The sequence below is a fragment of the Pseudomonas sp. H3_E04 genome, from assembly GCF_054668915.1.
On sequence record NZ_CP162797.1, the window covers coordinates 4,673,219 to 4,696,737 of the forward strand.

Below are 23,519 nucleotides of genomic sequence, written 5' to 3' on the forward strand. Positions count from 1 at the left end.
CGTGAGCGAGCGTTCCAGCCATTGGCAATTGCAGACCATCGTCAGCCAGCTGCGCAGCGCGCGGGATCAGTGGCGTGCACAGAATGGTCGGGCTTCAGGGGAGCAGGGCGGGCGCGAATTGCCATCGCGAGCGGCGATGGCGGAAATCCTCGAGGCGCTGTGTGGCGCGCTGTTCCCGATGCGCCTCGGGCCGGTCGATCTGCGTGAAGAAAGTGAAGATTTCTACGTCGGCCACACGCTTGATGTAGCGCTCAATGCATTGCTGGCGCAGACACGCCTGGAGCTGCGTTACGTCGCTCGCCACAGCGCGCAGGACGACAGTGAAGTCGAGACCCGCGCCATCCAGATCGTGCAGGATTTCGCTTTGGCCTTGCCGGGGCTGCGCACGCTGCTCGACACCGATGTGCTGGCGGCGTATCACGGCGACCCGGCGGCACGCAGCGTCGATGAAGTGCTGCTCTGCTATCCGGGCATTCTCGCGGTGATTCACCATCGCCTGGCGCACCATTTATACCGTGCCGGGCTGCCGCTGCTGGCGCGGATCAGCGCGGAAATCGCGCATTCGGCGACGGGCATCGATATCCACCCCGGCGCGCAGATCGGCCGCAGCTTCTTCATCGATCACGGCACCGGTGTAGTGATTGGCGAAACCGCGATCATTGGTGAGCGGGTGCGGATTTATCAGGCGGTGACCCTGGGGGCCAAGCGTTTCCCGGCGGATGAGGACGGCCAGTTGCAGAAGGGGCATCCGCGTCATCCCATCGTTGAGGATGACGTAGTGATCTATGCGGGGGCGACGATTCTCGGACGGATCACCATCGGCAAGGGTTCGACCATTGGCGGCAACGTGTGGCTGACGCGCAGTGTGCCGGCGGGGGCGAATCTGACCCAGGCGAATCTGCAGCATGATGACGGGACGCAGAAGTAAGTCTGGTCGAGACTTCAACATCGCCGACCTGTAGGAGCTGACGAGTGAAACGAGGCTGCGATCTTTTGATCTTTGCTTTTTAAACATCAAGATCAAAAGATCGTCCGAACGCGGCCCGAGCCTTCGGCAGCTCCTACAGGAGTGAGCCATGAGGGTACTTTTGAACGAATGCCTTCAATCCCGCGTCATACACCTCCTCGGGCGCTGTAGGAAACCTACCGCCCAGCCCTGCGATTAGTCCTTACCACCGCATTCATGTTTAACTTGAACGTTCATTCAAGTTAAACCGGTGGTTCGCTGCCCGCTCACAACAGGAGGCTAGCCTTTGCTGAGTCCGATCATTTCAGCCACGTTTCAACCCCTCGAGGTGCACGTTCCATGAGTGCATCGTCTACCCCCGCCAGCGGTCTGGTGCGCATGAATCCGCCGGTGTTCTATTTCGCCGCGACGGTCATTCTGCTGTTTGGTCTCGTTGTCATTGCCATGCCGGAGCAGGCCGGCGCCTGGTTGCTGGAAGCGCAAAACTGGGCGGCCAATACGGTCGGCTGGTACTACATGCTCGCGATGACCCTGTATCTGGTCTTCGTGGTGGTCACCGCCTTATCCGGCTACGGCAAGATAAAACTCGGTGCCGACCACGACGAGCCCGAATTCAGTTACCTGTCCTGGGCCGGCATGCTGTTCGCCGCCGGGATCAGCATCACGCTGTTCTTCTTCTGCGTTTCCGAACCGCTGACGCACATGCTGCAGCCGCCGCAGGGCGAGGCTGGTACCGCCGATGCGGCGCGTCAGGCGATGCAGGTTCTGTTTCTGCACTGGGGCCTGCATGGATGGGGCGTGTTCGCCTTTGTCGGCATGGCGCTGGCCTATTTCGCCTATCGACACAACCTGCCGCTGGCCCTGCGCTCGGCGTTGTATCCGCTGATCGGCAAACGCATCAACGGCCCGATCGGCTACGCGGTGGACGGCTTCGGCATTATCGCCACGGTGTTCGGCCTCGGTGCGGACATGGGCTTTGGTGTGCTGCACCTCAACTCGGGCCTGGATTATCTTTTCGGCATCGCCCACACCCAGTGGATTCAGGTCGGCCTGATCACGCTGATGATGGGGGCTGCGATCATCGTTGCGGTCTCCGGCGTCGATAAAGGCGTACGGGTGATGTCGGATATCAACATGCTGCTGGCCTGCGGGCTGCTGCTGTTCGTGCTGTTCGCCGGACCGACGCAGCACCTGCTCAACACCCTGATCCAGAACGTTGGCGACTACCTCGGCGCCCTGCCGATGAAGAGTTTCGACCTCTACGCCTACGATAAACCGAGCGACTGGCTGGGTGGCTGGACCGTGTTCTACTGGGCCTGGTGGATCGCCTGGTCGCCGTTCGTGGGCCTGTTCATCGCGCGCATCTCCCGTGGTCGCACCATCCGTGAATTCGTCTTCGGCGTGCTGTTGATTCCGCTCGGTTTCACCCTGGCGTGGATGTCGATCTTCGGCAACAGCGCCTTGGACCAGGTGCTCAATCACGGCATGAGCGCGTTGGGCATGTCGGCCATCGACAATCCGTCGATGAGTATCTACCTGCTGCTCGAAACCTACCCTTGGAGCAAGACTGTTATCGCTGTGACGGTGTTCATCAGCTTCGTGTTCTTCGTCACTTCCGCCGACTACGGCACCGTCGTACTCTCGACCCTGTCGGCCAAGGGCGGCAACCCGGATGAAGACGGGCCGAAATGGCTGCGGGTGTTCTGGGGCGCGATGACCGCGCTGGTCACCAGTGCGCTGCTCTTCTCCGGCAGCATCGATGCGCTGAAGTCGGCGGTGGTGCTGACCTCGTTGCCGTTCTCGTTGATTCTCTTGCTGATGATGTGGGGGCTGCACAAGGCGTTCTATCTGGAGTCGCAAAAGCAGATCGCGCAGTTGCATTCGTTGGCGCCGGTCTCCGGTTCAAGGCGTGGCACCGGCGGTTGGCGCCAGCGCCTGAGTCAGGCCGTGCACTTCCCGTCCCGCGACGAGGTGTACCGCTTCATGGAAAGCACGGTGCGTCCGGCGATCGAGGAAGTGACCGCCGTGTTCGTCGAAAAAGGCCTGCACGTGGTCACCCAGCCAGATCCGGCGCATGACAACGTCAGCCTGGAAATCGGTCATGGCGAGCAGCATCCGTTCATCTATCAGGTACAGATGCGCGGCTACTTCACGCCATCGTTCGCGCGCGGCGGCATGGGCTCCAAGCAACTCAACAATCGCCGCTACTACCGCGCCGAAGTGCATTTGAGCGAGGGCAGTCAGGACTACGATCTGGTCGGCTACACCAAAGAGCAGATCATCAACGACATCCTCGACCAGTACGAACGGCACATGCAGTTTCTGCATCTGGTGCGTTGATCGACGGCTGAGTGCCGGGTCTGCTCAGGACTCGGCGCTCAGCAGCATGAACAACACCATTGCCCCGCCTGCACGCCGAATATCGCACTGCCAATGGGCCCCGCCGTTGATCCGTCCCTCTGTGATGATCACGAAACAGACTATTATTTATCCAGGTGTGTATGGTGTGTATCGATGCGCGCTTTATCCCCTAGAGTTGCAGCTCTTGCTGTAGAAAAGGGCGAAGGACATGCGCAGTCGGGAAATGATCAGGATGATCGAGAACGATGGTTGGTACCTGGTTGCGGTAAAAGGCAGTCATCACCAGTACAAGCATTCGTTCAAACAGGGAAGGGTGACAATCAAGCACCCTGATTCGGATCTGCCCAAGGGTACGATCAACAGCATTTTGAAACAGGCGGGATTGAAATGAGGCCCGTATACGAAGACGAAATGCCCATCATGAACTTGCCAGAGGAAGGGTTCACCTTTATGAAATTCCCTGTCGTTCTGCACAAGGATGCCGACTCGGACTATGGCGTGATCATTCCGGACGTACCGGGGTGTTATTCCGCAGGCGCCACGGTAGCCGAAGCTTTCGAAAACACGCAGGAAGCGCTGGCGCTGCACTACGAGGGGCTGGTCGCCGATGGCGCGCCACTGCCGCAGGTGCGCGACATTGATGCTCATCTTGATAACCCGGATTACGCGGGCGGTATCTGGGGCGTGGTCGACTTTGACATCACGCCTTACTTCGGCAAATCAGTGCGCTTCAATGCCACATTGCCCGAGCAGTTGCTGGAGCGTATTGACCAGACTGTCCGGCGAGACCGGCGCTACCGTTCCCGCTCCGGATTTCTGGCGGCGGCTGCGCTACGTGAATTGTCGGTATGACAGAAATTCTGTGGGAGCTATCCTGCTCACTCCCACAGTCAGGTGCTTTCGCGTTCGATCACTCGGCATCGCAGCAGATTCAGCCGCTGCACTGCGTCGCTCGGCAATACCCCAAGGCTTTCCAGCACGCGTGTTGCGGCGAGTACACCGATCTCCAGCGCTGGCGGTTTGATCGTGCTCAGGCTTGGTAGCAGCATCTCGGCGAACGGGTAGTCGCCGAAGCCGAGAACGGCGCAGTTTTCGGGGATTTTCAAACCCGCGCGTTGCCCGGCAAGCAAGCCGCCGGCGGCGAGGTTGTCGTTGGCGAAGATGATCGCGTCGGGGCGCGGTGTGGTGTTCATCAGGGTGTCCATTGCCTGTTTGCCGGCCTCGAATGGTTCGCGATTGGCGTCGGGGGCGAAAACCCAGGGTTCCAAACCGGATTCTTTTAAAGTCGCCGCGTAACCATCGCGGCGTTCCAGTGCGCTGAAGTCCCCCGGCGCGCTGTTCTGTACGAAGGCAATGCGTTGATAGCCTTTCTCCAGCAGGTGCCTTGCCGCTGTCACGCCCACTTCGAAATGTGAAAAACCGATCTGCATCGGCCCGCGTCCCGGCTGGTAATCCCAGGTTTCGATCACTGGAATATCCGCCTCGGCGAGCATCTTCTCGGTGCCTGCGCTGTGGAAGTGGCTGGTCAGCACCAGCGCTGCCGGCGACCAGCCGAGAAATGCGCGCACGGCATTTTCTTCCTGCTCGATATCGAAATAACTCGACGCCAGCAACAGTTGATAACCGTGACGACTGAGAGTGTCGCTGAAGCCTTGAATGGTGTTGGCGAAAATCGGCCCGGAGATGTTCGGAATGACCATGCCAACGATTCTTCCGCGCGCCGAGGCCAGTCCGCCCGCCACCAGATTCGGCACGTAGCCCAACTCGGCGACCACTGCCGCAATGCGCTCGCGACGCTCGGGCGAGACCTGTTCGGGCTGATTGAAATACCGCGACACGGTAATCGCCGACACACCGGCTGCGCGTGCCACCGCATTCAACGTGACACGGCCGGCGCCCCGGCGTTTACGCGGTTTTTCATCGCTCAAGATGCCATCCTTCTTAAAAACCAAATTGCATATAAAAGTAATTTTTCAGTATTGGACGCTCTATGCCTAGGACGCCAATACTTGCGATGTTAGCGCTAACAAAGCGCATTGTCTGCTACTCGCTCGAGCGAATGCCCAAGACAGATTCAGGCGCTGTCGTCGCAGAACGGCAGCGGTTCAGGGCCATTTTCGAGCGAACACCTATGCGTAATTTTCCTGGAGCATTACACACACTCACGCAGTCTATTCGCGCGGCGGGCTGGATTTTCACCGGGCTGGCGGCGCTGCCGCTGCCCACGGTATTTGCCGCTGACAGCAGCGATCAGGAGCCGACCCTGAAATCCGTCACGGTGACTGCGACTCGCCGTGAAGAATCGCTGCAGAAAGTACCCGTGGCGGTATCGGTGCTCGACGGTGAACAGCTTGAACGCGACAACCGCAACGGCGTGGCGAGCATCGTTCAGCAAGTGCCGTCGCTGAATTTCCGTACCGGTGCTTCGAACAAGGACACCTCGTTATTCGTGCGCGGTGTCGGCACGATTTCCACCTCGCCCGGCGTCGAGCCGACCGTGGCCACGGTAATCGACGGCGTGGTGTATGCGCGGCCAGGGCAAGCCACGCTGGATCTGCTCGATCTGGAGCGCGTCGAAGTGTTGCGTGGCCCGCAAGGCACGCTGTTCGGCAAGAACGCCTCGGCCGGCGTACTCAACATCACCAGCAAAGCACCGACCGCCGAAACCCACGGCTACATCGATCAGTCGTACTACAGCGGTAACGAAAGCCGCACCCGTTTCGGCCTCGGCGGCAGCCTCATTCCGGATACGCTGAAGGGCTCGATCAGCACCTTGTTCGGCACTTACGACGGCAACGTCGACAACCAGCACAACGGCCATGAGGTCAACGGGTACAACCATCGCGGCGTGCGCGGCAAACTCGAATTCACCCCGAACGACGACGTCACCTTCACCCTGATCGCTGACTACATGCAGTCCCACGACGACGCGCCCAATGGCGTCGTCAGCCAAGCGCTGACGCCGGCCTTCGCCAACGCGCTCAGTCCGGTGAATGCGACCAGCCACAACCGCGACATCAACACCGACACCCGCTCTCACATAGAAGACATCAACAAAGGCCTGTCCGGCCAGCTCGACTGGCAACTGGGCGATTACACGCTGACGTCAATCACTGCGTGGCGCGGCTGGGACAACACCCAGTATCAGGATGGTGATCGCCTCGGCAGCGTGACCGCCGCGTTTCCCGGCACGGCGGACAAGGGCGATCTGGCTTTCGACCAATACTCGCAAGAGTTGCGTCTGGCTTCGCCGAAAGGCGAGTTTCTCGAGTATGTCGGCGGCCTGTTCTATATGCACGGCAAGGACGACGAGACCTATCAACGCACCCTCACCACGACTAATCGCACCGACCGTGGCGTTGCCGATTACAGCACCACCAGCGACAGCTACGCGGTGTTCGGCGAGAGCACGCTGAACTTCACTTCGGACTTTCGCGGCATCGCCGGCCTGCGCTACACCCACGATGATCTGGAATACGATCACCGCCGCGTTTCAACATCAGCGACCACCGTCAGCGGCATCCAACCGGCGACCAGCAGCTCCGGCTCGGTGGACGAAGATGGCTGGTCCGGTCGCCTCGGTTTGCAGTACGACCTGAGCGATACCGTCACCAGTTACCTGACCTATTCACGCGGCTACAAAGGCCCGGCCTACAACGTGTTCTTCAATATGCAGCCGCGCGACACCGAAGCGCTGAAACCGGAGACTTCCAACACATGGGAAGCGGGGATCAAAGCCACCTCCTGGAACAATCGCCTGACCACCAATCTGGTGATCTTCCATAGCAAGTACGACAACTATCAGGCGAACTTTTTCGACACCGTCGCCGGGCAAGTAGTGACGCGTCTGATCAACGCCGGCAGCGTGACCAGCGAAGGCGTCGAACTCGATTACGCCCTGCAAGCCACCCAGCAACTGAAGTTCTCCGGCGCTCTGGCCTACACCCGCGCACGCATCGACGAGTTCGCCTGCCCCGCCGGCGCGGCGGCGTCGTGCAACGTCAACGGCAAACCATTGCCGTTCAGCCCGGACTGGAAAAGCTACGTGCGCGCCGACTACACCGTCCCGCTCGACAATGGTCTCGATATCGAACTGGGCACCGATTACAGCTGGCAAAGCGAAGTGCAGTACGACATCAGCCAGAACCCCGATACCAAACAGGGCGCTTACGGGCTGTGGAACGCCAGCGTCGCCCTGGCCGATTACAGCAATGGCTGGCGCGTCGCGCTGCTTGGCAAGAATCTCGCCGACAAGTCCTATTCGCCGTTGCTGGCCAGTGGCGGTAGCTACATCTATCGCGCCGTGCCACGGGATGACGAACGCTACTTCGGCGTGCAACTGCGCAAGGATTTCTGAGATGAGCAAGCAGATGAAACTCGGTGCGTTTCTCATGGCCACCGGGCATCACGTAGCGGCATGGCGGCATCCCGATGTACCGGCGGATGCGGGACTGGATTTCACCCATTACAAACGGCTGGCGCAGATTGCCGAAGCGGCAAAGTTCGATGCACTGTTTGTCGCCGACAGCGTCGCTGCACCGACCCAGGACATCGCCAGCCGCATGGCGCGCTCCGATCACTTCGAGCCGCTGACCTTGCTCTCGGCGCTGAGCGCAGTGACCGAGCACATCGGCCTGATTGCCACAGCCACCACCAGTTACAACGAGCCGTACCACGTGGCGCGCAAGTTCGCCTCGCTCGATCATTTGTCGGGCGGACGTGCCGGATGGAATCTGGTGACTTCGGACAACGCCGCCGAGGCGCTGAATTTCGGCCGCGACGCTCACATCGGCCATGCCGAACGCTACAGCCGTGCCCGCGAATTTCATCAGGTGGTTACCGGGCTCTGGGACAGTTGGGAGGACGATGCCTTCCACCGCGACAAGGCCAGCGGCGCCTATTACGACCCGCAGAAGCTGCATGTGCTCGACCATGTCGGTGAACATTTCCGGGTCAAAGGCCCGCTGAATGTCGCGCGCTCGCCACAGGGACAACCGGTGATTGTTCAGGCCGGATCTTCCGAGGCCGGGCGTGAGTTGGCCGCGCAAACCGCTGAAGTGGTGTTCACCGCGCAGACCTCGCTAGCCGCCGCTCAAGCGTTTTATGCCGATATCAAGGGACGCTTGGCCAGGTTCGGGCGCAGTACCGATTCGCTGAAAATCATGCCCGGTGTGTTTGTTGTGGTTGGTGCCAGCGAAGCCGAAGCGCGAGAAAAATGTGAAACGTTTCAGCAATTGGTCGAACCGGAGGTGGGCGTCGCGCTGCTTGGGCGTATGCTGGGCAACTTCGATTTATCGAAGTACCCGCTGGACGGGCCGCTGCCGCCGTTGCCGCTGACTGACAGCGGCCAGCAGAGCCGACAGAAACTGCTGACCGAGCTGGCGGGGCGAGAGAACCTGACCCTCGCCGAACTCGGTCGCAGGATCGCTGGCGGGCGCGGGCATTACAGCCTGGTCGGGACGCCGGCGCAGATTGCCGATCGCCTGCAGGAATGGTTCGAGCACGGCGCGGCGGATGGCTTCAACGTGCTCGTGCCGCACCTGCCCGGCGGGCTGGAAGATTTCGCCAAAGGCGTGGTGCCGGAACTGCAGCGGCGTGGCTTGTTCAGAAATGAATATGAAGGCCGCACGTTGCGGCAGAACCTTGGCCTGGCTCGACCCGGCAATAGATTTGCGTAACAGCCTTCGCGAGCAGGCTCGCTCCCACGGGAGCAATCGACACCCATTTCAAGACAGACAAGAGAGGATTCGATGACTTACACCGCTGCCGAAAACCGCTACGACTCCATTCCCTACCGCCGCGTTGGCCGCAGCGGTCTGGTGCTGCCGGCCTTGTCGCTGGGGCTGTGGCACAACTTCGGCGACAGCACACCGATCGAGACCCAGCGTGCCTTGCTGCGCACCGCGTTCGATCTGGGCATCAACCATTTCGATCTGGCCAATAACTACGGCCCGCCCTACGGCAGCGCCGAGACCAATTTCGGTCGCCTGCTGCGCGAAGACTTCAAGCAGTATCGCGACGAGTTGATCATCTCCAGCAAGGCCGGTTGGGACATGTGGCCCGGCCCTTACGGCCAGGGCGGCGGTTCGCGCAAATACGTGCTGGCCAGCCTCGACCAGAGCCTGCAACGCCTCGGCCTCGACTATGTGGATATCTTCTATTCGCACCGCTTCGACCCGGATACCCCGCTGGAAGAAACCGCCAGCGCCCTCGCCACCGCTGTGCAGCAGGGCAAGGCGCTGTACATCGGGATCTCGTCCTATTCCGGAGTGAAAACCCGCGAAATGGCCGCGCTGCTGAAAGAGTGGAAAGTGCCGCTGTTGATCCATCAACCGGCGTACAACCTGCTCAATCGCTGGGTGGAAAAGGATCTGCTCGATACCACCGATGAACTCGGCACGGGCGTCATCGCCTTCACCCCTTTGGCGCAAGGCTTGCTTACCGACAAATACCTCAACGGTGTGCCGGCCGATGCGCGAGTCAATCGCCCGGGCGGCGGCTCGCTGCAGGCTTCGCACTTGTCCGAGGCCAATATCGCTCACGTGCGGGCGCTGAACGAGATCGCTCAGCGTCGCGGCCAGAGTCTGGCGCAACTGGCACTGGCGTGGACGCTGCGTGATCCGCGAGTGACCTCGGCACTGATCGGCGCGAGCCGGCCGGAGCAGATCATCGAGAACGTCGGCGCGTTGAAGAATCTGGATTTCAGTGCTGAAGAGCTGGCGGAGATTGATCGGTTTGCTCAGGAGGGCGGGATCAATCTTTGGGAGAAGCCTTCGACGGCGGAGTAACGGCACGCGCCAGGTTACTCGGCGCCTGCTCTGACGCCTTCGCGGGCAAGCCCGCTCCCACAGGGGTCGAGTCGTTCGCAGAATGTGTGAACGGCACAGTTAGCTGTGGGAGCGGGCTTGCCCGCGAAGGGGCCAGTTCAGACAGCGAAGAAATCAGCAATCACTTAAAGAACGGCACATCCCCCAACACCGTCGCCCGCTGCATCACCCGCCGCGCCGGGCGGTAATCATCCACCGCGTAATGCTGGGTCACGCGGTTATCCCAGAAGGCGATGTCGTCTTTCCGCCAGCGCCAGCGGATGGTGAATTCCGGCCGGGTCGCGTGGGCGAACAGAAACTTCAGGATTGCCTCACTTTCGGTTTCCGAAAGCTCGTTGATCTTCGAGGTGAACCCCTCACTGACGAACAGCGATCGGCGGCCGCTCACCGGATGCGTACGAATCACCGGGTGCGACAGCGGCGGATTCTTGCGTCGGGCCTCTTCCCACTGAGCCAGCGCCTCAGGTGTATTACCGTAGCGCTCGAGTGGAAACGAGCGAGTGAAGTCGTGGGTGGCGGTGAGGCCTTCGAGCAGGGTTTTCATTGGCGCCGACAACGCTTCATACGCAGCAATCCCGCTGGCCCACAACGTGTCGCCACCGAACTCCGGCAGCAACTTGGCGCTGAGCACCGCGCCCATTGCCGGGGTCGGCAGGAAGGTCACGTCGGTGTGCCAGATCGCGTTGTCGCGCACGTCGGTGACGGCGGTGTCGAGGATCAGTACTTCCGGTTGTTCCGGTACGTTCGGGTAGATCGGGTGAATGTGCAGGTCGCCGAAATAATGCGCGAAACGTGCCTGTTGCGCCGGCTCGATCGGCTGGTTGCGGAAGAACAGCACCTGGTATTTGAGCAGCGCCTGTTCGATGGCGTCGCGGTGCTCCAGGCTCAGCGGCTGACTGATGTCGACGCCACTGATCTGCGCGCCGAGGGCCGAGCTTAACGGGGTGATGTTGAGGGTGCTCATGGTCGTTCTCTTCAATTCGGTGAAACCACCATTTGTAGGAGCTGCCGAAGGCTGCGATCTTTTGATCTTGTTTTGGTAAAGATCAAAGTCAAAAGATCGCAACCTTCGGCAGCTCCTACAGGGGGGATTCAAAAGATGTTTTAGTGCGCCTGGCCGTGCCATGGCACGAGTTTGCGCTGCAATGCGCGCAAGCCCATTTCCATGGCGAAGGCGATCAGGGCGATGACCAGAATCCCCAGCACCACCACGTCGGTGACCAGAAATTGCGCGGCCGACTGCACCATGAAACCCAGGCCACTGGTGGCCGCGATCAGTTCAGCCGCGACCAGCGTCGACCAGCCAACCCCCAGACCAATGCGCACGCCGGTGAGAATGTCCGGCAGAGCGCTGGGCACAATCACATGACGAATCAACTGCACGCGCGTCGCGCCCAACGACTGCGCCGCGCGCAGTTTTGCCGGATCAACCGTACGCACACCCGTCGCGGTGGCGATGGCGATCGGCGCGAAAATCGCCAGATAGATCAGCAGCACTTTCGACAACTCGCCGATCCCGCACCAGATCACGATCAGCGGCAGATACGCCAGCGGCGGGATCGGGCGGTAGAACTCGATCAGCGGATCGAGCACACCACGGGCGATGCGGTTGGCGCCGATGGCAATGCCCACCGGCACGGCGGTCAGAATCGCAAAAGCGAGACCCAGACCGATGCGGCTGAGGCTGGCGCCCAGGTGCTGCCACAGCGTCGAATCCATGTATCCCGAGGTCGCCAGCAACCAGCCTTTTTGCAGCACGGCAGAAGGCGGTGGCAAGAACAACGGTTCGATCAGGCCGGTCGCGGTCACCGCCCACCAGATCGCCAAGAGGCCGAACAGGGTCAGCAGGCTGATCCAGCGGGTGCTGAGGCTGCGGCGCACCGGGATGCTCACCGAAGGTGTTTTCACCGCCGCAGCGGTTACGTCGTAACTGCTCATGCGCGCTCCTGCCGGGGTACGACGCTGCGTTGCGAGAAGACTTTGCTCAGCACGTGCTCGCGGGTTTCGATAAAGCGTGGATCGGATTTGATCGCGCGGGCCGACTCGCCAGCGGCGTAACGCTGACCAAAATCCAATTGCAGGCGCTCGACGATCTGCCCTGGATTCGGCGCCAGCAGAATCAGGTCCGTGGCGAGGAACACCGCCTCTTCAATGTCGTGGGTAATCAGGAAAACCGGCTTGGCCGTGCGTTGCCAGACTTGCAGCAACAGTTCCTGCATCTGTTCGCGAGTGAATGCATCAAGCGCACCGAACGGCTCATCCATCAGCAGCACGCGCGGATCGGCGGCGAGGGCGCGGGCGAGGCCGACGCGTTGTTTCTGGCCACCGGACAATTGCCAGATGCGTCGGTCTTCGAAACCGGCGAGATCGACCAGCGCGAGCATTTCCCGGGCGGTCTTTTCCCGCTTGTCCTTGGCGACACCGGCCAGTTCGAGGCCGAAGGCGACGTTGGCCAATACGTCCTGCCAGGGCAGCAAAGCGTCATCCTGGAACACCACGCCACGTTCGGCGCTCGGGCCTTTGACTGGCACGCTGTCGAGGGTGATGCGTCCGGCGCTCGGTTCGACGAAACCGGCAATCAGGTTCAACAGCGAAGTCTTGCCACTGCCGGACGGGCCGAGGGCGACCAGCAACTGCTGCGGCCCCAGGGTCAGAGAAATATCCGTCAGCACCGGCTCCGGGCTGCCCGGGTACTGTGCGCTGATGCGCTCCAGCTGTAGCAAGGCCATCGCTGTTATCTCCCGATCAATTGGTGATGTATTTGGCGCTGACGTACGGCGCGTAGTCCGGCAGCACGGTTTCGACCTTGCCTTGTTCCTTGAGGAACGCGGCGGTGTCGGTGATGGCTTTGGTGGTTGGCGCGCCGAGGTCACTGACCTGATCCGCCGCCAATGGGTAGACGTTGCCCTGCAGCAGCAATGGAATGTCGCTGGCCTTGGCGCCAGACAGCTTCACTAGTTTGTCGACGTTGCTCTGGTTGGCCAGCCAGGCCTGTGGGTCTTTGCGGTAATCGGCGTAGGCGTCGAGGGTGACCTTGGCGAACGCGGTGACGATTTCCGGGTGCTTCTCGGCGAAGTCCTTGCGCACGATCCACGCGTCGAAGGTCGGCGCGCCGAACTTGGCCAGTTCGCCGGAGGTGATCAGCACTGTGCCGTTTTCCTTGGCCACACCCAGTGCCGGATCCCATACGTAAGTGGCGTCGATGTCACCGCGCTTCCACGCGGCGATGATCGCTGGCGGCGCGAGGTTGAGCACGGTGACTTTCGACGGGTCGATGTTCCAGTGCTTGAGCGCGGCGAGCAGGCTGTAGTGCCCGGTGGACACGAACGGCACGGCGATTTTCTTGCCGATCAGATCCTGCGGAGTCTTGATGCCGGAACCGTCGCGCGCGACCAGTGCTTCAGCGGCGCCGATCTGCGTGGCAATCAGGAAGGTTTCTACCGGTACCTTGCGGGTGATCGCAGCGGTCAACGGGCTCGAACCGAGATAGCCGATCTGCACATCGCCGGATGCGATGGCGGCGATGATGTCGGCGCCGTTATCGAACTTGCGCCAGCTGATGTCGGCCTTGGTGGCTTTCTCGTATGCACCATCGGCCTGAGCGACTTTGGCCGGGTCGACGGTAGTCTGGTAGGCAACGGTGAGATCGGCCGCCTGGGCCAGGAAGCTTGCAGCGGCCAGCGAGGCGGCGGCGAGCAGGCGAAGCGGGAAATTCAGTTTCAATTGAGAGCTCCAGATCAGGCGACCGAATGTCGGCATGAGTGGAGACTAAATGATCTAAGAATCGCGAAATAAATAACTTTTTCGAATGAGCTTATGAGCGGAAAAATCTAAGCGCAGCGGCCGTTCGCGAGCAGACTCGCTGCCACAGGAGACGAATTCCTCTGTGGGAGCGAGCCTGCTCGCGAAAAGGGCCGAAGGATCTTCTATATCAGTTACTAATGGCGAGGATGCTCGCCTGATACGCGCCGACAAACACATCGAAATCGCCGACCTCGTTCTGCTCAAGCTCGGTCTGCTGTGCCAGCGACGCGCGCGCCAGTTCTTCAAACCTCGCTTGCTCGTCAGCTGCCAACGGCTCGCTGCGGAAGAACTCGGCATGGGCCTGGCTCTGGCGCAGGGAGAACTGCGCAAAGCTTTCCTTGTGCTCGGCCATGGCGGCCAGCACCTGCGCCGATGGTGTCAGCGACGGGTCGTTGACCTTGGCCAGTTGCGCATCCAGCGCCTTGCTGTGGGCATCACCGCCAACGCTCTGATCAAGCATGGCCGCCAGCGGAGCAATCTGTTCCAGCAGCTCCGCCGCCCACTGTTTCATCTCGACCGGCTGACCGTCACGCTGCAATTGCAGGCCCGGACGGCGACCTTCCTTGACCACGCTGAGGAAGTTCGAGGTGGCGTTGCCGCACGAAGTGTTGGTCAGCAGCGGGCTGTCGTTCAGCGCGCAGTACAGCAGGAAGGCGTCGATGAAGCGCGATTCGCTGAGGTCGATGCCCATCGGCAGAAACGGGTTGATGTCCAGGCAGCGCACTTCGACGTACTGGATGCCGCGCGCCATCAGCGCCTGGATCGGCCGCTCGCCGGTGTAGGTCACGCGTTTCGGGCGGATGTTGGAGTAGTACTCGTTTTCGATCTGCAGGATGTTGGTGTTGAGTTGCACCCACTCGCCATCCTTGTGCGTGCCGACTTCCACGTACGGCGCGTACGGCGTGGCCACGGCTTCGCGCAGGCTGTCGGTGTAGCTCGCCAGATCGTTGTAGCACGGTGTCAGGCCGGCCTGGGCGTTGCTCTGATAACCGAGATCGCTCATGCGCAGGCTGGTCGCGTACGGCAGATACAGCGTGTCCGGATCGAGCTGTTCGAGCTGGTGCGAACGCCCGCGCAGGAAGCCGGCGTCCAGCGCCGGCGAGGCACCGAACAGGTACATCAGCAGCCAGCTGTAGCGACGGAAGTTGCGGATCAGGGCGATGTAGGACACCGACTGGAAGTCGCGGTCAGTGCCGACGAAACCTTCGGCTTCGCGCAGCAATGGCCAGAGCTGTTCCGGCAGGGAAAAGTTGTAATGAATCCCAGCGATGCACTGCATGGTCTTGCCGTAACGCAGGGCCAGGCCCTTGCGATAGACGTACTTGAGCTGACCGATGTTGGAGGTGCCGTAATAGGCGATCGGGATGTCTTCCTCGGCCGGCAACGGGCACGGCATCGATGGACTCCACAGGTACTCGTTGCCGAGTTTGCTGTAGGCAAAACGATGAATCTTGTCCAGGCTCGCCAGCGTGTCGGCAGGATCCGGCAGGGCAGGCGTGATGAATTCCAGCAGCGACTCGGAGTAGTCGGTGGTGATCTGTTCGTTGGTCAGCGCGGAACCCAGGGCTTCGGGGTGCGGCGTTTGCGCCAGGCGACCTTCACTGGTCACGCGCAGGCATTCACGTTCGATACCGTGCAGGCACTGCTTGAGCAGAGAGAGGTTAGCGCGCTCGCCGAGCAGAGCCAGGCGGCGGTTGAGAAGTTCGCTCAATTTGGATTCCTTCACGCGTCAGTCGCCCCAATATGGGGGTGGGCAGGACGGTCTACAAGGGTGAAGTTGAAACTGGCGTTATCGCCTGGTTTTCTAGCCTGTCAGCCGCACACATGAACCCGTAGGAGCTGCCGAAGGCTGCGATCTTTTGATCTTGCTGTTGAAAAACAAAATCAAAAGATCGCAGCCTGCGGCAGCTCCTACAGGATTCGTTGCGCCGAAATTAACTCAAAATGATGAGCAACATCTACAGGACAGCGAAGGTGCCTTGTGCTTTTGCGACCAGTTTGTCGCCCTGCATCACCTCGGCTTCGACCACCAGCGTGCGCCGGCCCGGATGAATCACCCGCGCCGTGCACAACACCTCGCCGTCGGAGACGGCGCGGATGTAGTTGATCTTGCATTCGATGGTCGCGCTCTGCTGATCAAAGCCATGGCTGCTGGAACACGCCAGGCCCATGGCAATGTCGACCAGACTGAACAGCGCGCCACCGTGCAGCTTGCCGCCACGGTTGCGCAGTTCGGGCTCAAGCGCCAGGGCGACTTGCGCCACCCCGGTTTCGAGACTGTGCAGGCGACAGCCCAACAGCTTGAAAAACGCGCTCTCGACGAGCCCGGCCGGCATGTCCATCAGCGTTTCTTCAACTGTTTGGCGTTGGCGAACAGCGAGGCCATCGCGTTGTTCACCGGCGCGGCGGTGGCGGTTTCCTTGCGCGGCGCGTTGCCCGAAGACTGGCGCGGTGCCGAGCCCGGACGCGAGCCACGGGCGCCGTCGACCTTCTCGCCCGGAGTGTCGCTCATGCGCATCGACAGGCCGACGCGTTTGCGCGGGATATCGACTTCCATGACCTTCACTTTCACCACGTCACCGGCCTTGACCGCTTCGCGTGGGTCCTTGATGAACTTCTCCGACAGCGCCGAGATGTGCACCAGACCGTCCTGATGCACGCCGATGTCGACGAACGCACCGAACGCGGTAACGTTGGTCACCACGCCTTCAAGGATCATCCCCAGTTGCAGATCCTTGAGGTCCTCGACGCCTTCCTGGAACTCGGCGGTCTTGAACTCCGGACGTGGATCACGACCGGGTTTTTCCAGTTCTTGCAGGATGTCGGTGACAGTCGGCAGACCGAAAGTTTCGTCGGTGAATTTCTTCGGATCCAGACGCTTGAGAAACGCGGCATCGCCGATCAGCGAGCGAATGTCGCGGTCGGTTTCAGCGGCAATGCGCTGCACCAGCGGATAGGCTTCCGGGTGCACCGCCGACGAATCCAGCGGGTTGTCGCCGTTCATCACGCGCAAGAAACCGGCGGCCTGTTCGAAGGTTTTTTCGCCCAGACGCGCGACTTTCTTCAGCGCTGCACGGGTTTTGAACGCGCCGTGTTCGTCACGATGAGCAACGATGTTTTGCGCCAGCGTTGCGTTGAGGCCGGAGATCCGCGCCAGCAAGGCCACGGAGGCGGTGTTCACATCCACGCCTACGGCGTTCACGCAATCCTCGACAACGGCATCCAGACCGCGCGCCAGTTTCAGCTGCGAGACGTCGTGCTGGTACTGGCCGACACCGATCGATTTCGGATCAATTTTTACCAGCTCGGCCAGCGGATCCTGCAGGCGACGGGCGATCGACACGGCGCCACGGATCGACACGTCGAGATCGGGGAATTCCTTGGCCGCCAGTTCCGAGGCCGAGTACACCGAGGCGCCGGCTTCGGACACCATGACCTTGGTCATTTTCATTGCTGGATATTTTTTGATCAGCTCGATCGCCAGCTTGTCGGTCTCGCGGCTGGCAGTGCCGTTGCCGATGGCAATCAGGTCCACCGAATGCTTGGCGCACAGGGCGGCCAGAATGGCGATGGTCTGATCCCACTTGTTATGCGGTACGTGCGGGTAAACCGTGGCGTGATCGAGCAGCTTGCCGGTCGAGTCGACCACGGCCACCTTGCAGCCGGTACGCAGGCCCGGGTCGAGGCCCAGGGTTGCACGCGGGCCAGCCGGAGCGGCCAGCAGCAGGTCGTGCAGGTTGTGCGCGAAGACGTTGATCGCTTCGGTTTCGGCGCCGTCGCGCAGCTCGCCCAGCAGGTCGGTTTCCAAGTGGGTGTAGAGCTTGACCTTCCAGGTCCAGCGCACCACTTCGCCCAGCCATTTGTCCGCCGGGCGGTTCTGGTTCTGGATGCCGAACTGCTGGCCGATCATGCCTTCGCACGGGTGCATGGTGCCGGGCAGCTCATCGCCGACTTTCAGCGCAGAGCTGAGAATGCCTTCGTTGCGGCCACGGAAAATGGCGAGCGCGCGGTGCGACGGCATGCTTTTCAGCGGCTCGTCGTGTTCGAAGTAATCACGGAATTTGGCGCCTTCCTCTTCCTTGCCGGCGATGACGCGGGCACTGAGGATCGCTTCCTGTTTGAGGAAATTGCGCAGCTTTTCCAGCAGGCTGGCGTCTTCGGCGAAGCGCTCCATGAGGATGTACTTGGCGCCTTCCAGCGCAGCCTTGACATCGACCACGCCTTTTTCGGCGTCGACGAAGCGCGCGGCTTCGGTTTCCGGCGACAGGTTCGGGTCGTTGAACAAGCCGTCGGCCAGTTCACCGAGGCCGGCTTCGAGGGCGATCTGGCCCTTGGTGCGGCGCTTCTGCTTGTACGGCAGGTACAAGTCTTCGAGACGGGTTTTAGTGTCGGCGAGCTTGATGTCGCGCTCGAGGGCAGGAGTGAGTTTGCCTTGCTCTTCGATGCTGGCGAGGATGCTGATGCGCCGTTCGTCGAGTTCTCGCAGGTAGCGCAGGCGCTCTTCCAGATGACGCAACTGGGTGTCATCGAGGCTGCCGGTGACTTCTTTCCGGTAACGGGCGATGAAGGGAACGGTAGAACCTTCATCGAGTAGCGCGACGGCCGCTTCGACCTGTTGTGGGCGTACGCCGAGTTCCTCGGCGATGCGGCTGTTGATGCTGTCCATAAAACCACCTGACATAGTATGAAAGCAGGCTCTCAGGCACGCAGATAAAGGCCTGGAGGCTGATTGAGCGGCTAGTAGATTGCCGCTGCCTGGATCAAGAGGCAGCCCATTGACCCGTAAAATCGAACAGTTGCTGCACAGGGCCGGAAAAAATACCGGCCACTTACGGTAACGATTCAGACGTTGCCTGGCGCAAAACGCCGCGCATTATAACCAGCGTTCTGTCATTCGGGGGCGTTGCAGGCTGTAGGCATAAACCCCGGTTTTCTGGCAGTGAAGGAAAAATCTGCTAACAATGCACACGGTGCGTATAACGGCAGCTACGCCATAATGCGCGCCGAGCTAAAAGGAGCATCCAATGAGCAGCACTGCACAAACGGCTGAAGGCGAAAAAATTCTAATCGTTGATGACGATCCGGGGCTGAGCAGCCTGCTGGAGCGTTTCTTCGTCAGCAAGGGCTACCGTGCCCGTACCGTTCCGAACACCGAGCAGATGGACCGTCTGCTGGCGCGTGAAGTGTTCAATCTGGTCGTCCTCGACCTGATGCTGCCGGGCGAAGACGGCCTGACCGCGTGCCGCCGCCTGCGTGGCGCGAACAACCAGATCCCGATCATCATGCTCACCGCCAAGGGCGATGAGCTGAGCCGTATCAAGGGCCTCGAACTGGGCGCCGACGATTACCTGGCCAAACCGTTCAACCCTGACGAGCTGATGGCGCGGGTCAAAGCGGTGTTGCGCCGTCAGGCCGCACCGGTACCGGGCGCGCCGGGCAGCGAAGACGAAAACGTCACCTTCGGTGATTACGTATTGTCGCTGGCCACCCGCGAACTCAAGCGTGGCGAAGAAGTGCACATGCTCACCACCGGTGAGTTCGCGGTACTCAAGGCGCTGGTGATGAACGCCCGTCAGCCGCTGACCCGTGACAAGCTGATGAACCTCGCCCGTGGCCGTGAATGGGATGCGCTGGAGCGTTCCATCGACGTGCAGATTTCGCGTCTGCGCCGGATGATCGAGCCCGATCCGTCGAAACCGCGCTACATCCAGACCGTCTGGGGCGTGGGTTACGTGTTCGTACCGGATGGCACCGCCACCAAGTGATCGGTGATTTGTAGGAGCGGGTCTGCAAGGCTCTGGCCGCAAGGCCATTGCCACAGACTCGCAATCCGCAATATGCGAGCATTGCTCGCTCCTGCAAGTGTGTAGCGGTTAAAGATGAAAACCCCCGTCTGGTTCCCCCAAAGCTTTTTCTCCCGCACCCTCTGGCTGGTGCTCATCGTCGTGCTGTTTTCCAAGGCGCTGACCCTGGTTTATCTGTTGATGAACGAGGACGTGCTGGTGGATCGCCAATACAGCCATGGCGTAGCTCTGACGCTGCGCGCCTATTGGGCCGCCGATGAAGAAAACCGTGCAAAAATTGCCGATGCCGCAACCCTGATTCGTGTGGTGGGCGCCGGTGTGCCGGAAGGCGAACAGCACTGGCCGTACAGCGAAATCTATCAGCGTCAGATGCAGGCGGAACTGGGTGCCGACACCGAGGTGCGCTTGCGCATGCACTCGCCGCCGGCATTGTGGGTTCGCGCGCCGAGCCTGGGCGATGGCTGGCTGAAAGTGCCGTTGTATCCGCATCCATTGCGCGGCCAGAAAATCTGGAACGTGCTCGGCTGGTTCCTTGCCATCGGCCTCTTGTCGACGGCGTCGGCATGGATTTTCGTCAGCCAGCTCAACCAGCCGCTGAAGCGCCTGGTCTATGCCGCACGACAACTCGGCCAAGGCCGCAGCGTGCGCCTGCCGATCAGCGACACGCCCAGCGAAATGACCGAGGTTTACCGCGCCTTCAACCAGATGGCCGAGGACGTCGAGCAGGCCGGGCGCGAGCGTGAGCTGATGCTCGCCGGGGTATCCCACGACTTGCGCACACCGCTGACGCGCTTGCGCCTGTCGCTGGAATTGATGGGCGATCACACCGACCTCACCGACGACATGGTCCGCGACATCGAAGATATGGATGCGATTCTCGACCAGTTCCTCGCGTTCATTCGCGATGGTCGCGACGAGTCGGTGGAAGAAGTCGACCTCAGCGATCTGGTGCGTGAAGTCGCCGCGCCGTACAACCAGAACGAAGAAAAAGTACGTTTGCGCCTGGAACCGATCCAGCCGTTCCCGCTGCGTCGCGTGTCAATGAAACGCTTGCTCAACAACCTGATCGGCAACGCCTTGAATCATGCTGGCACCGGCGTTGAAGTGGCGGCTTATGTGTCGGGAGACACCAGCGCGCCGTATGTGGTCCTGAGCGTAATGGACCGTGGCGCCGGGATCGATCCGTCCGAGCTTGAAGCGATCTTCAACCCGTTTACCCGAGGTGATCGGGCTCGCGGTGGCAAAGGTACCGGGCTGGGACTGGCGATCGTGAAAAGGATTGCGGCGATGCATGGCGGCAATGTCGAATTGCGCAACCGCTCCGGCGGTGGGCTTGAGGCGCGGGTGAGATTGCCGCTTGGATTGATGTTGCCCCGAGATGCAGTCTAGAAGCCGCTACAAGCTGCAAGCTGCAAGCTAGAAGCAAGAGCGCTTTTCACTTGCCGCTTGAAGCTTGCCGCTAGCAGCTGCTTTTCTAGCCCTTGCCCTTGGTGCGGGTCATATTCGGCCCGCCATTTTTTTCAAGATGTTCGATGATGATCCCGGCGACATTCTTGCCGGTGGTGGTCTCGATCCCTTCCAGTCCCGGCGACGAATTCACTTCCATCACCAGCGGCCCGTGATTGGAGCGCAGGATATCCACACCCGCCACCGCCAGGCCCATGACCTTGGCAGCGCGTAACGCGGTCATGCGTTCTTCCGGGGTGATCTTGATCAGGCTGGCGCTACCACCGCGATGCAGGTTGGAGCGAAATTCCCCCGGTTTGGCCTGACGCTTCATTGCTGCGATCACCTTGTCGCCGACCACGAAGCAGCGGATATCCGCGCCGCCGGCTTCCTTGATGTACTCCTGGACCATGATGTTCTGCTTCAGGCCCATGAACGCTTCGATTACCGATTCTGCGGCCGTCGCGGTTTCGCACAGCACCACGCCGATGCCCTGGGTGCCTTCGAGTACCTTGATCACCAGCGGTGCGCCGTTGACCATGGCGATCAGATCGGGAATGTCGTCCGGCGAGTGGGCAAAACCGGTGACCGGCAAACCGATCCCGCGCCGCGACAGGAGCTGCAGGGAACGCAATTTGTCCCGCGAGCGGGCAATGGCGACCGACTCGTTGAGCGGGAACACGCCCATCATTTCGAACTGACGCAACACCGCGCAGCCGTAGAACGTCACCGACGCGCCGATCCGCGGGATCACCGCGTCGAAACCTTCCAGCGGTTTGCCGCGGTAGTGGATCTGCGGCTTGTGGCTGGCAATGTTCATGTAGGCGCGCAAGGTGTCGATCACCACCATTTCATGCCCGCGCTCGATTCCGGCTTCGACCAGACGGCGGGTGGAATACAGACGCGGATTACGCGACAGCACAGCGATCTTCATGCAACACCTGTGGAGGAGGTAGATACCGGGAACACCGGCTTGTCTTGTACATATTTGATGCCCGGATTGACCACCAACTGGCCATCGATCAGGGCTTTGGAACCGAGCAACAGGCGATAGCGCATGGACTTGCGGCAGGCGAGGGTAAATTCCACTGGCCAGACCCGATCACCCAGGGCCAGCGTGGTGCTGATCACATAGCGCACTTGCGCATGGCCGTTGGAGCTCTTGATGGTTTTGCGCGTGACCAGCGGCGCTTCGCAGCGCCGGTGACGCAACTGCACCACCGTGCCGAGGTGCGCGGTAAAGCGCACCCATTTCTCGCCGTCACGTTCGAACGGTTCGATATCGGTGGCGTGCAGGCTGGAGGTGCTGGCGCCGGTGTCGATTTTTGCGCGCAGACCGGCGACTCCCAGGCCCGGGAGCGCCACCCACTCGCGCAGACCGACGACGGTCAAATGATCAAATGTCTTCAAAGAAAAAACCAAGGGTTAACGCTTCCAGGCCTCGTCCGGCACCTGGGCCAACGCTTTGAATGCAGGTCTGGCGAACCAGTAGCCCTGCATCAGGAATATTCCACAGTCCGCGAGGAAATCCCGTTCCCCGGCGCTTTCTATGCCTTCGGCAATAACTGTAACGTCCAACTCCGCACACATTGTGACAACCCCCCGCACGATCACCTGACGGACACGGTCTTGATCGATATCGCGGATCAGCGCCATGTCGAGTTTGATCAGGTCCGGTTGGAAATCAGCCAGCAGATTGAGCCCCGAATAGCCGGCACCGAAATCGTCGATGGCGGTCTTGAAGCCGAATTCGCGGTATTCACGCAGAATATTGGTCAAATGGCGATAATTATCTACGTGCTCGATTTCCAGGGTTTCGAAAATCAGCCGGTCGATCGGAAAGTTGTGTTTTCGTGCAGCCTCCAGTGTGCTGCGAATGCATAGCTCTGGACGGTAGACGGCGTTGGGCAAAAAGTTGATCGACAAGTGTGTCTGCATATTAAGACTGGCCGCGCCTTCGATGGCGCGAGTCCGGCAGAGCTGGTCGAAGCGGTATCGGTTGTCTTCTGTAACCTGATTTAACACGGACAGCGCGCCCTCACCGGCCACGCCGCGCACCAGCGCTTCGTGGGCGAATACCGATTGGTCGCGCAGGTCGACGATCGGCTGGTAGGCGAAGGCAAAATCGAAGTCCAGCGGCTCGCTCTGCTGGCAGCCTTGGCAACCGCCCTTGGGCGAGGTCAATGAAGTTGGAAATTTTGTCACGCGGTCACTCCAGGCCGTTCGGGCGGCGAAGATCACAGTCTATCTGGAGGGCCAGGTTCTTGCGCCCGACAGAAACGGTAGTACAGTTCCGACTACTGGCTGAGC

General features: G+C 60.7%; 20 protein-coding genes. 9 read left to right on the plus strand and 11 right to left on the minus strand.

Features of this window, described 5'->3' with window-relative positions; all coding sequences use genetic code 11:
* Window position 1: 1 nt before the first annotated feature.
* The 4 genes from epsC (at window position 2) to AB4N53_RS21105 (ending at window position 4,180) form a co-directional block, all read left to right on the plus strand.
* Window positions 2-928: a serine O-acetyltransferase EpsC gene (gene epsC, locus AB4N53_RS21090; RefSeq protein WP_024011175.1), complete on the plus strand. Its 927-nt coding sequence runs from the start codon at window positions 2-4 to the stop codon at window positions 926-928.
* Window positions 929-1,345: 417 nt separating this feature from the next.
* On the plus strand, window positions 1,346-3,307 hold the full coding sequence (gene betT / locus AB4N53_RS21095; protein ID WP_460125207.1) for a choline transporter BetT: 1,962 nt from the start codon (window positions 1,346-1,348) through the stop codon (window positions 3,305-3,307).
* A 229-nt stretch (window positions 3,308-3,536) separates the two neighbouring features.
* Window positions 3,537-3,719, plus strand: coding sequence for a type II toxin-antitoxin system HicA family toxin (locus AB4N53_RS21100; protein ID WP_460122868.1), 183 nt, complete (start codon window positions 3,537-3,539; stop codon window positions 3,717-3,719).
* Window positions 3,720-3,778: 59 nt separating this feature from the next.
* Window positions 3,779-4,180, plus strand: coding sequence for a type II toxin-antitoxin system HicB family antitoxin (locus AB4N53_RS21105; RefSeq protein WP_039756416.1), 402 nt, complete (start codon window positions 3,779-3,781; stop codon window positions 4,178-4,180).
* 38 nt (window positions 4,181-4,218) lie between these two features.
* On the opposite strand, the gene AB4N53_RS21110 is transcribed toward AB4N53_RS21105, so the two are convergent.
* A complete protein-coding gene (locus AB4N53_RS21110) occupies window positions 4,219-5,256 on the minus strand; it encodes a LacI family DNA-binding transcriptional regulator (protein WP_460122871.1) in 1,038 nt (345 codons plus the stop codon).
* A 203-nt stretch (window positions 5,257-5,459) separates the two neighbouring features.
* Between AB4N53_RS21110 and AB4N53_RS21115 the strand changes: the two genes are divergently transcribed.
* From AB4N53_RS21115 to mgrA, 3 genes are all read left to right on the plus strand, one after another.
* A complete protein-coding gene (locus tag AB4N53_RS21115) occupies window positions 5,460-7,685 on the plus strand; it encodes a TonB-dependent receptor (RefSeq protein ID WP_460122874.1) in 2,226 nt (741 codons plus the stop codon).
* A 1-nt stretch (window position 7,686) separates the two neighbouring features.
* A complete protein-coding gene (locus AB4N53_RS21120; RefSeq protein ID WP_460122877.1) occupies window positions 7,687-9,006 on the plus strand; it encodes an LLM class flavin-dependent oxidoreductase in 1,320 nt (439 codons plus the stop codon).
* A gap of 72 nt (window positions 9,007-9,078) precedes the next feature.
* Complete coding sequence (gene mgrA, locus AB4N53_RS21125; protein WP_460122880.1) at window positions 9,079-10,116, plus strand: L-glyceraldehyde 3-phosphate reductase; 1,038 nt, start codon at window positions 9,079-9,081, stop codon at window positions 10,114-10,116.
* 160 nt (window positions 10,117-10,276) lie between these two features.
* Here mgrA and tauD read toward each other — a convergent pair whose 3' ends face one another.
* The 7 genes from tauD to AB4N53_RS21160 all read right to left on the minus strand — a co-directional run bounded on the left by tauD (window position 10,277) and on the right by AB4N53_RS21160 (window position 18,625).
* Window positions 10,277-11,119 carry a taurine dioxygenase gene (gene tauD, locus AB4N53_RS21130; RefSeq protein ID WP_460122883.1) on the minus strand — a complete coding sequence of 281 codons (843 nt, stop codon included), beginning with the start codon at window positions 11,117-11,119 and terminating at the stop codon, window positions 10,277-10,279.
* 140 nt (window positions 11,120-11,259) lie between these two features.
* The gene (gene tauC, locus AB4N53_RS21135; RefSeq protein WP_460122886.1) at window positions 11,260-12,093 is read right to left on the minus strand and encodes a taurine ABC transporter permease TauC; all 834 of its coding nucleotides are present in this window, start codon (window positions 12,091-12,093) and stop codon (window positions 11,260-11,262) included.
* Entirely contained in the window at window positions 12,090-12,884 is a 795-nt protein-coding gene (gene tauB, locus AB4N53_RS21140) for a taurine ABC transporter ATP-binding subunit (protein ID WP_460122889.1), read from the minus strand. Before tauB ends, tauC begins: the two co-directional genes overlap by 4 nt.
* A gap of 16 nt (window positions 12,885-12,900) precedes the next feature.
* Window positions 12,901-13,878: a taurine ABC transporter substrate-binding protein gene (gene tauA / locus AB4N53_RS21145; protein ID WP_460122892.1), complete on the minus strand. Its 978-nt coding sequence runs from the start codon at window positions 13,876-13,878 to the stop codon at window positions 12,901-12,903.
* A 208-nt stretch (window positions 13,879-14,086) separates the two neighbouring features.
* Window positions 14,087-15,670: a glutamate--cysteine ligase gene (gshA, locus tag AB4N53_RS21150; RefSeq protein ID WP_460122895.1), complete on the minus strand. Its 1,584-nt coding sequence runs from the start codon at window positions 15,668-15,670 to the stop codon at window positions 14,087-14,089.
* Between the two features lie 247 nt (window positions 15,671-15,917).
* A complete protein-coding gene (locus AB4N53_RS21155; protein ID WP_024011182.1) occupies window positions 15,918-16,301 on the minus strand; it encodes a PaaI family thioesterase in 384 nt (127 codons plus the stop codon).
* Window positions 16,301-18,625, minus strand: coding sequence for a Tex family protein (locus AB4N53_RS21160; RefSeq protein WP_460122899.1), 2,325 nt, complete (start codon window positions 18,623-18,625; stop codon window positions 16,301-16,303). Before AB4N53_RS21160 ends, AB4N53_RS21155 begins: the two co-directional genes overlap by 1 nt.
* A gap of 358 nt (window positions 18,626-18,983) precedes the next feature.
* Between AB4N53_RS21160 and ompR the strand changes: the two genes are divergently transcribed.
* Together ompR and AB4N53_RS21170 are read left to right on the plus strand one after the other, a co-directional pair.
* Window positions 18,984-19,724, plus strand: a complete 741-nt coding sequence (ompR, locus tag AB4N53_RS21165) for an osmolarity response regulator transcription factor OmpR (RefSeq protein ID WP_137215064.1) — start codon at window positions 18,984-18,986, stop codon at window positions 19,722-19,724.
* 114 nt (window positions 19,725-19,838) lie between these two features.
* Complete coding sequence (locus AB4N53_RS21170; protein WP_016770645.1) at window positions 19,839-21,152, plus strand: ATP-binding protein; 1,314 nt, start codon at window positions 19,839-19,841, stop codon at window positions 21,150-21,152.
* Between the two features lie 85 nt (window positions 21,153-21,237).
* On the opposite strand, the gene rimK is transcribed toward AB4N53_RS21170, so the two are convergent.
* From rimK to rimA, 3 genes are read right to left on the minus strand one after another with little or no spacing between them, the layout of a single operon-like run.
* Complete coding sequence (gene rimK, locus AB4N53_RS21175; RefSeq protein WP_024011184.1) at window positions 21,238-22,143, minus strand: 30S ribosomal protein S6--L-glutamate ligase; 906 nt, start codon at window positions 22,141-22,143, stop codon at window positions 21,238-21,240.
* Window positions 22,140-22,619: a retropepsin-like aspartic endopeptidase RimB gene (gene rimB, locus AB4N53_RS21180; protein ID WP_016772184.1), complete on the minus strand. Its 480-nt coding sequence runs from the start codon at window positions 22,617-22,619 to the stop codon at window positions 22,140-22,142. The genes rimK and rimB overlap by 4 nt, the downstream gene beginning before the upstream one ends.
* 15 nt (window positions 22,620-22,634) lie before the next feature.
* On the minus strand, window positions 22,635-23,414 hold the full coding sequence (rimA, locus tag AB4N53_RS21185) for a S6 modification regulatory phosphodiesterase RimA (RefSeq protein WP_460125210.1): 780 nt from the start codon (window positions 23,412-23,414) through the stop codon (window positions 22,635-22,637).
* Window positions 23,415-23,519: the final 105 nt, after the last annotated feature.

Bases quoted from the DNA above. Each gene is read 5' to 3' on its own strand.
- ompR (WP_137215064.1), top strand. From the start codon at position 18,984: ATGAGCAGCACTGCACAAACGGCTGAAGGCGAAAAAATTCTAATCGTT.
- rimK (WP_024011184.1), bottom strand. From the start codon at position 22,143: ATGAAGATCGCTGTGCTGTCGCGTAATCCGCGTCTGTATTCCACCCGC.
- tauB (WP_460122889.1), bottom strand. From the start codon at position 12,884: ATGGCCTTGCTACAGCTGGAGCGCATCAGCGCACAGTACCCGGGCAGC.
- betT (WP_460125207.1), top strand. From the start codon at position 1,346: ATGAATCCGCCGGTGTTCTATTTCGCCGCGACGGTCATTCTGCTGTTT.
- AB4N53_RS21120 (WP_460122877.1), top strand. From the start codon at position 7,687: ATGAGCAAGCAGATGAAACTCGGTGCGTTTCTCATGGCCACCGGGCAT.
- AB4N53_RS21160 (WP_460122899.1), bottom strand. From the start codon at position 18,625: ATGGACAGCATCAACAGCCGCATCGCCGAGGAACTCGGCGTACGCCCA.
- mgrA (WP_460122880.1), top strand. From the start codon at position 9,079: ATGACTTACACCGCTGCCGAAAACCGCTACGACTCCATTCCCTACCGC.
- AB4N53_RS21115 (WP_460122874.1), top strand. From the start codon at position 5,460: ATGCGTAATTTTCCTGGAGCATTACACACACTCACGCAGTCTATTCGC.
- AB4N53_RS21170 (WP_016770645.1), top strand. From the start codon at position 19,839: ATGAAAACCCCCGTCTGGTTCCCCCAAAGCTTTTTCTCCCGCACCCTC.
- tauD (WP_460122883.1), bottom strand. From the start codon at position 11,119: ATGAGCACCCTCAACATCACCCCGTTAAGCTCGGCCCTCGGCGCGCAG.
- AB4N53_RS21100 (WP_460122868.1), top strand. From the start codon at position 3,537: ATGCGCAGTCGGGAAATGATCAGGATGATCGAGAACGATGGTTGGTAC.
- AB4N53_RS21155 (WP_024011182.1), bottom strand. From the start codon at position 16,301: ATGGACATGCCGGCCGGGCTCGTCGAGAGCGCGTTTTTCAAGCTGTTG.
- tauC (WP_460122886.1), bottom strand. From the start codon at position 12,093: ATGAGCAGTTACGACGTAACCGCTGCGGCGGTGAAAACACCTTCGGTG.
- AB4N53_RS21105 (WP_039756416.1), top strand. From the start codon at position 3,779: ATGAAATTCCCTGTCGTTCTGCACAAGGATGCCGACTCGGACTATGGC.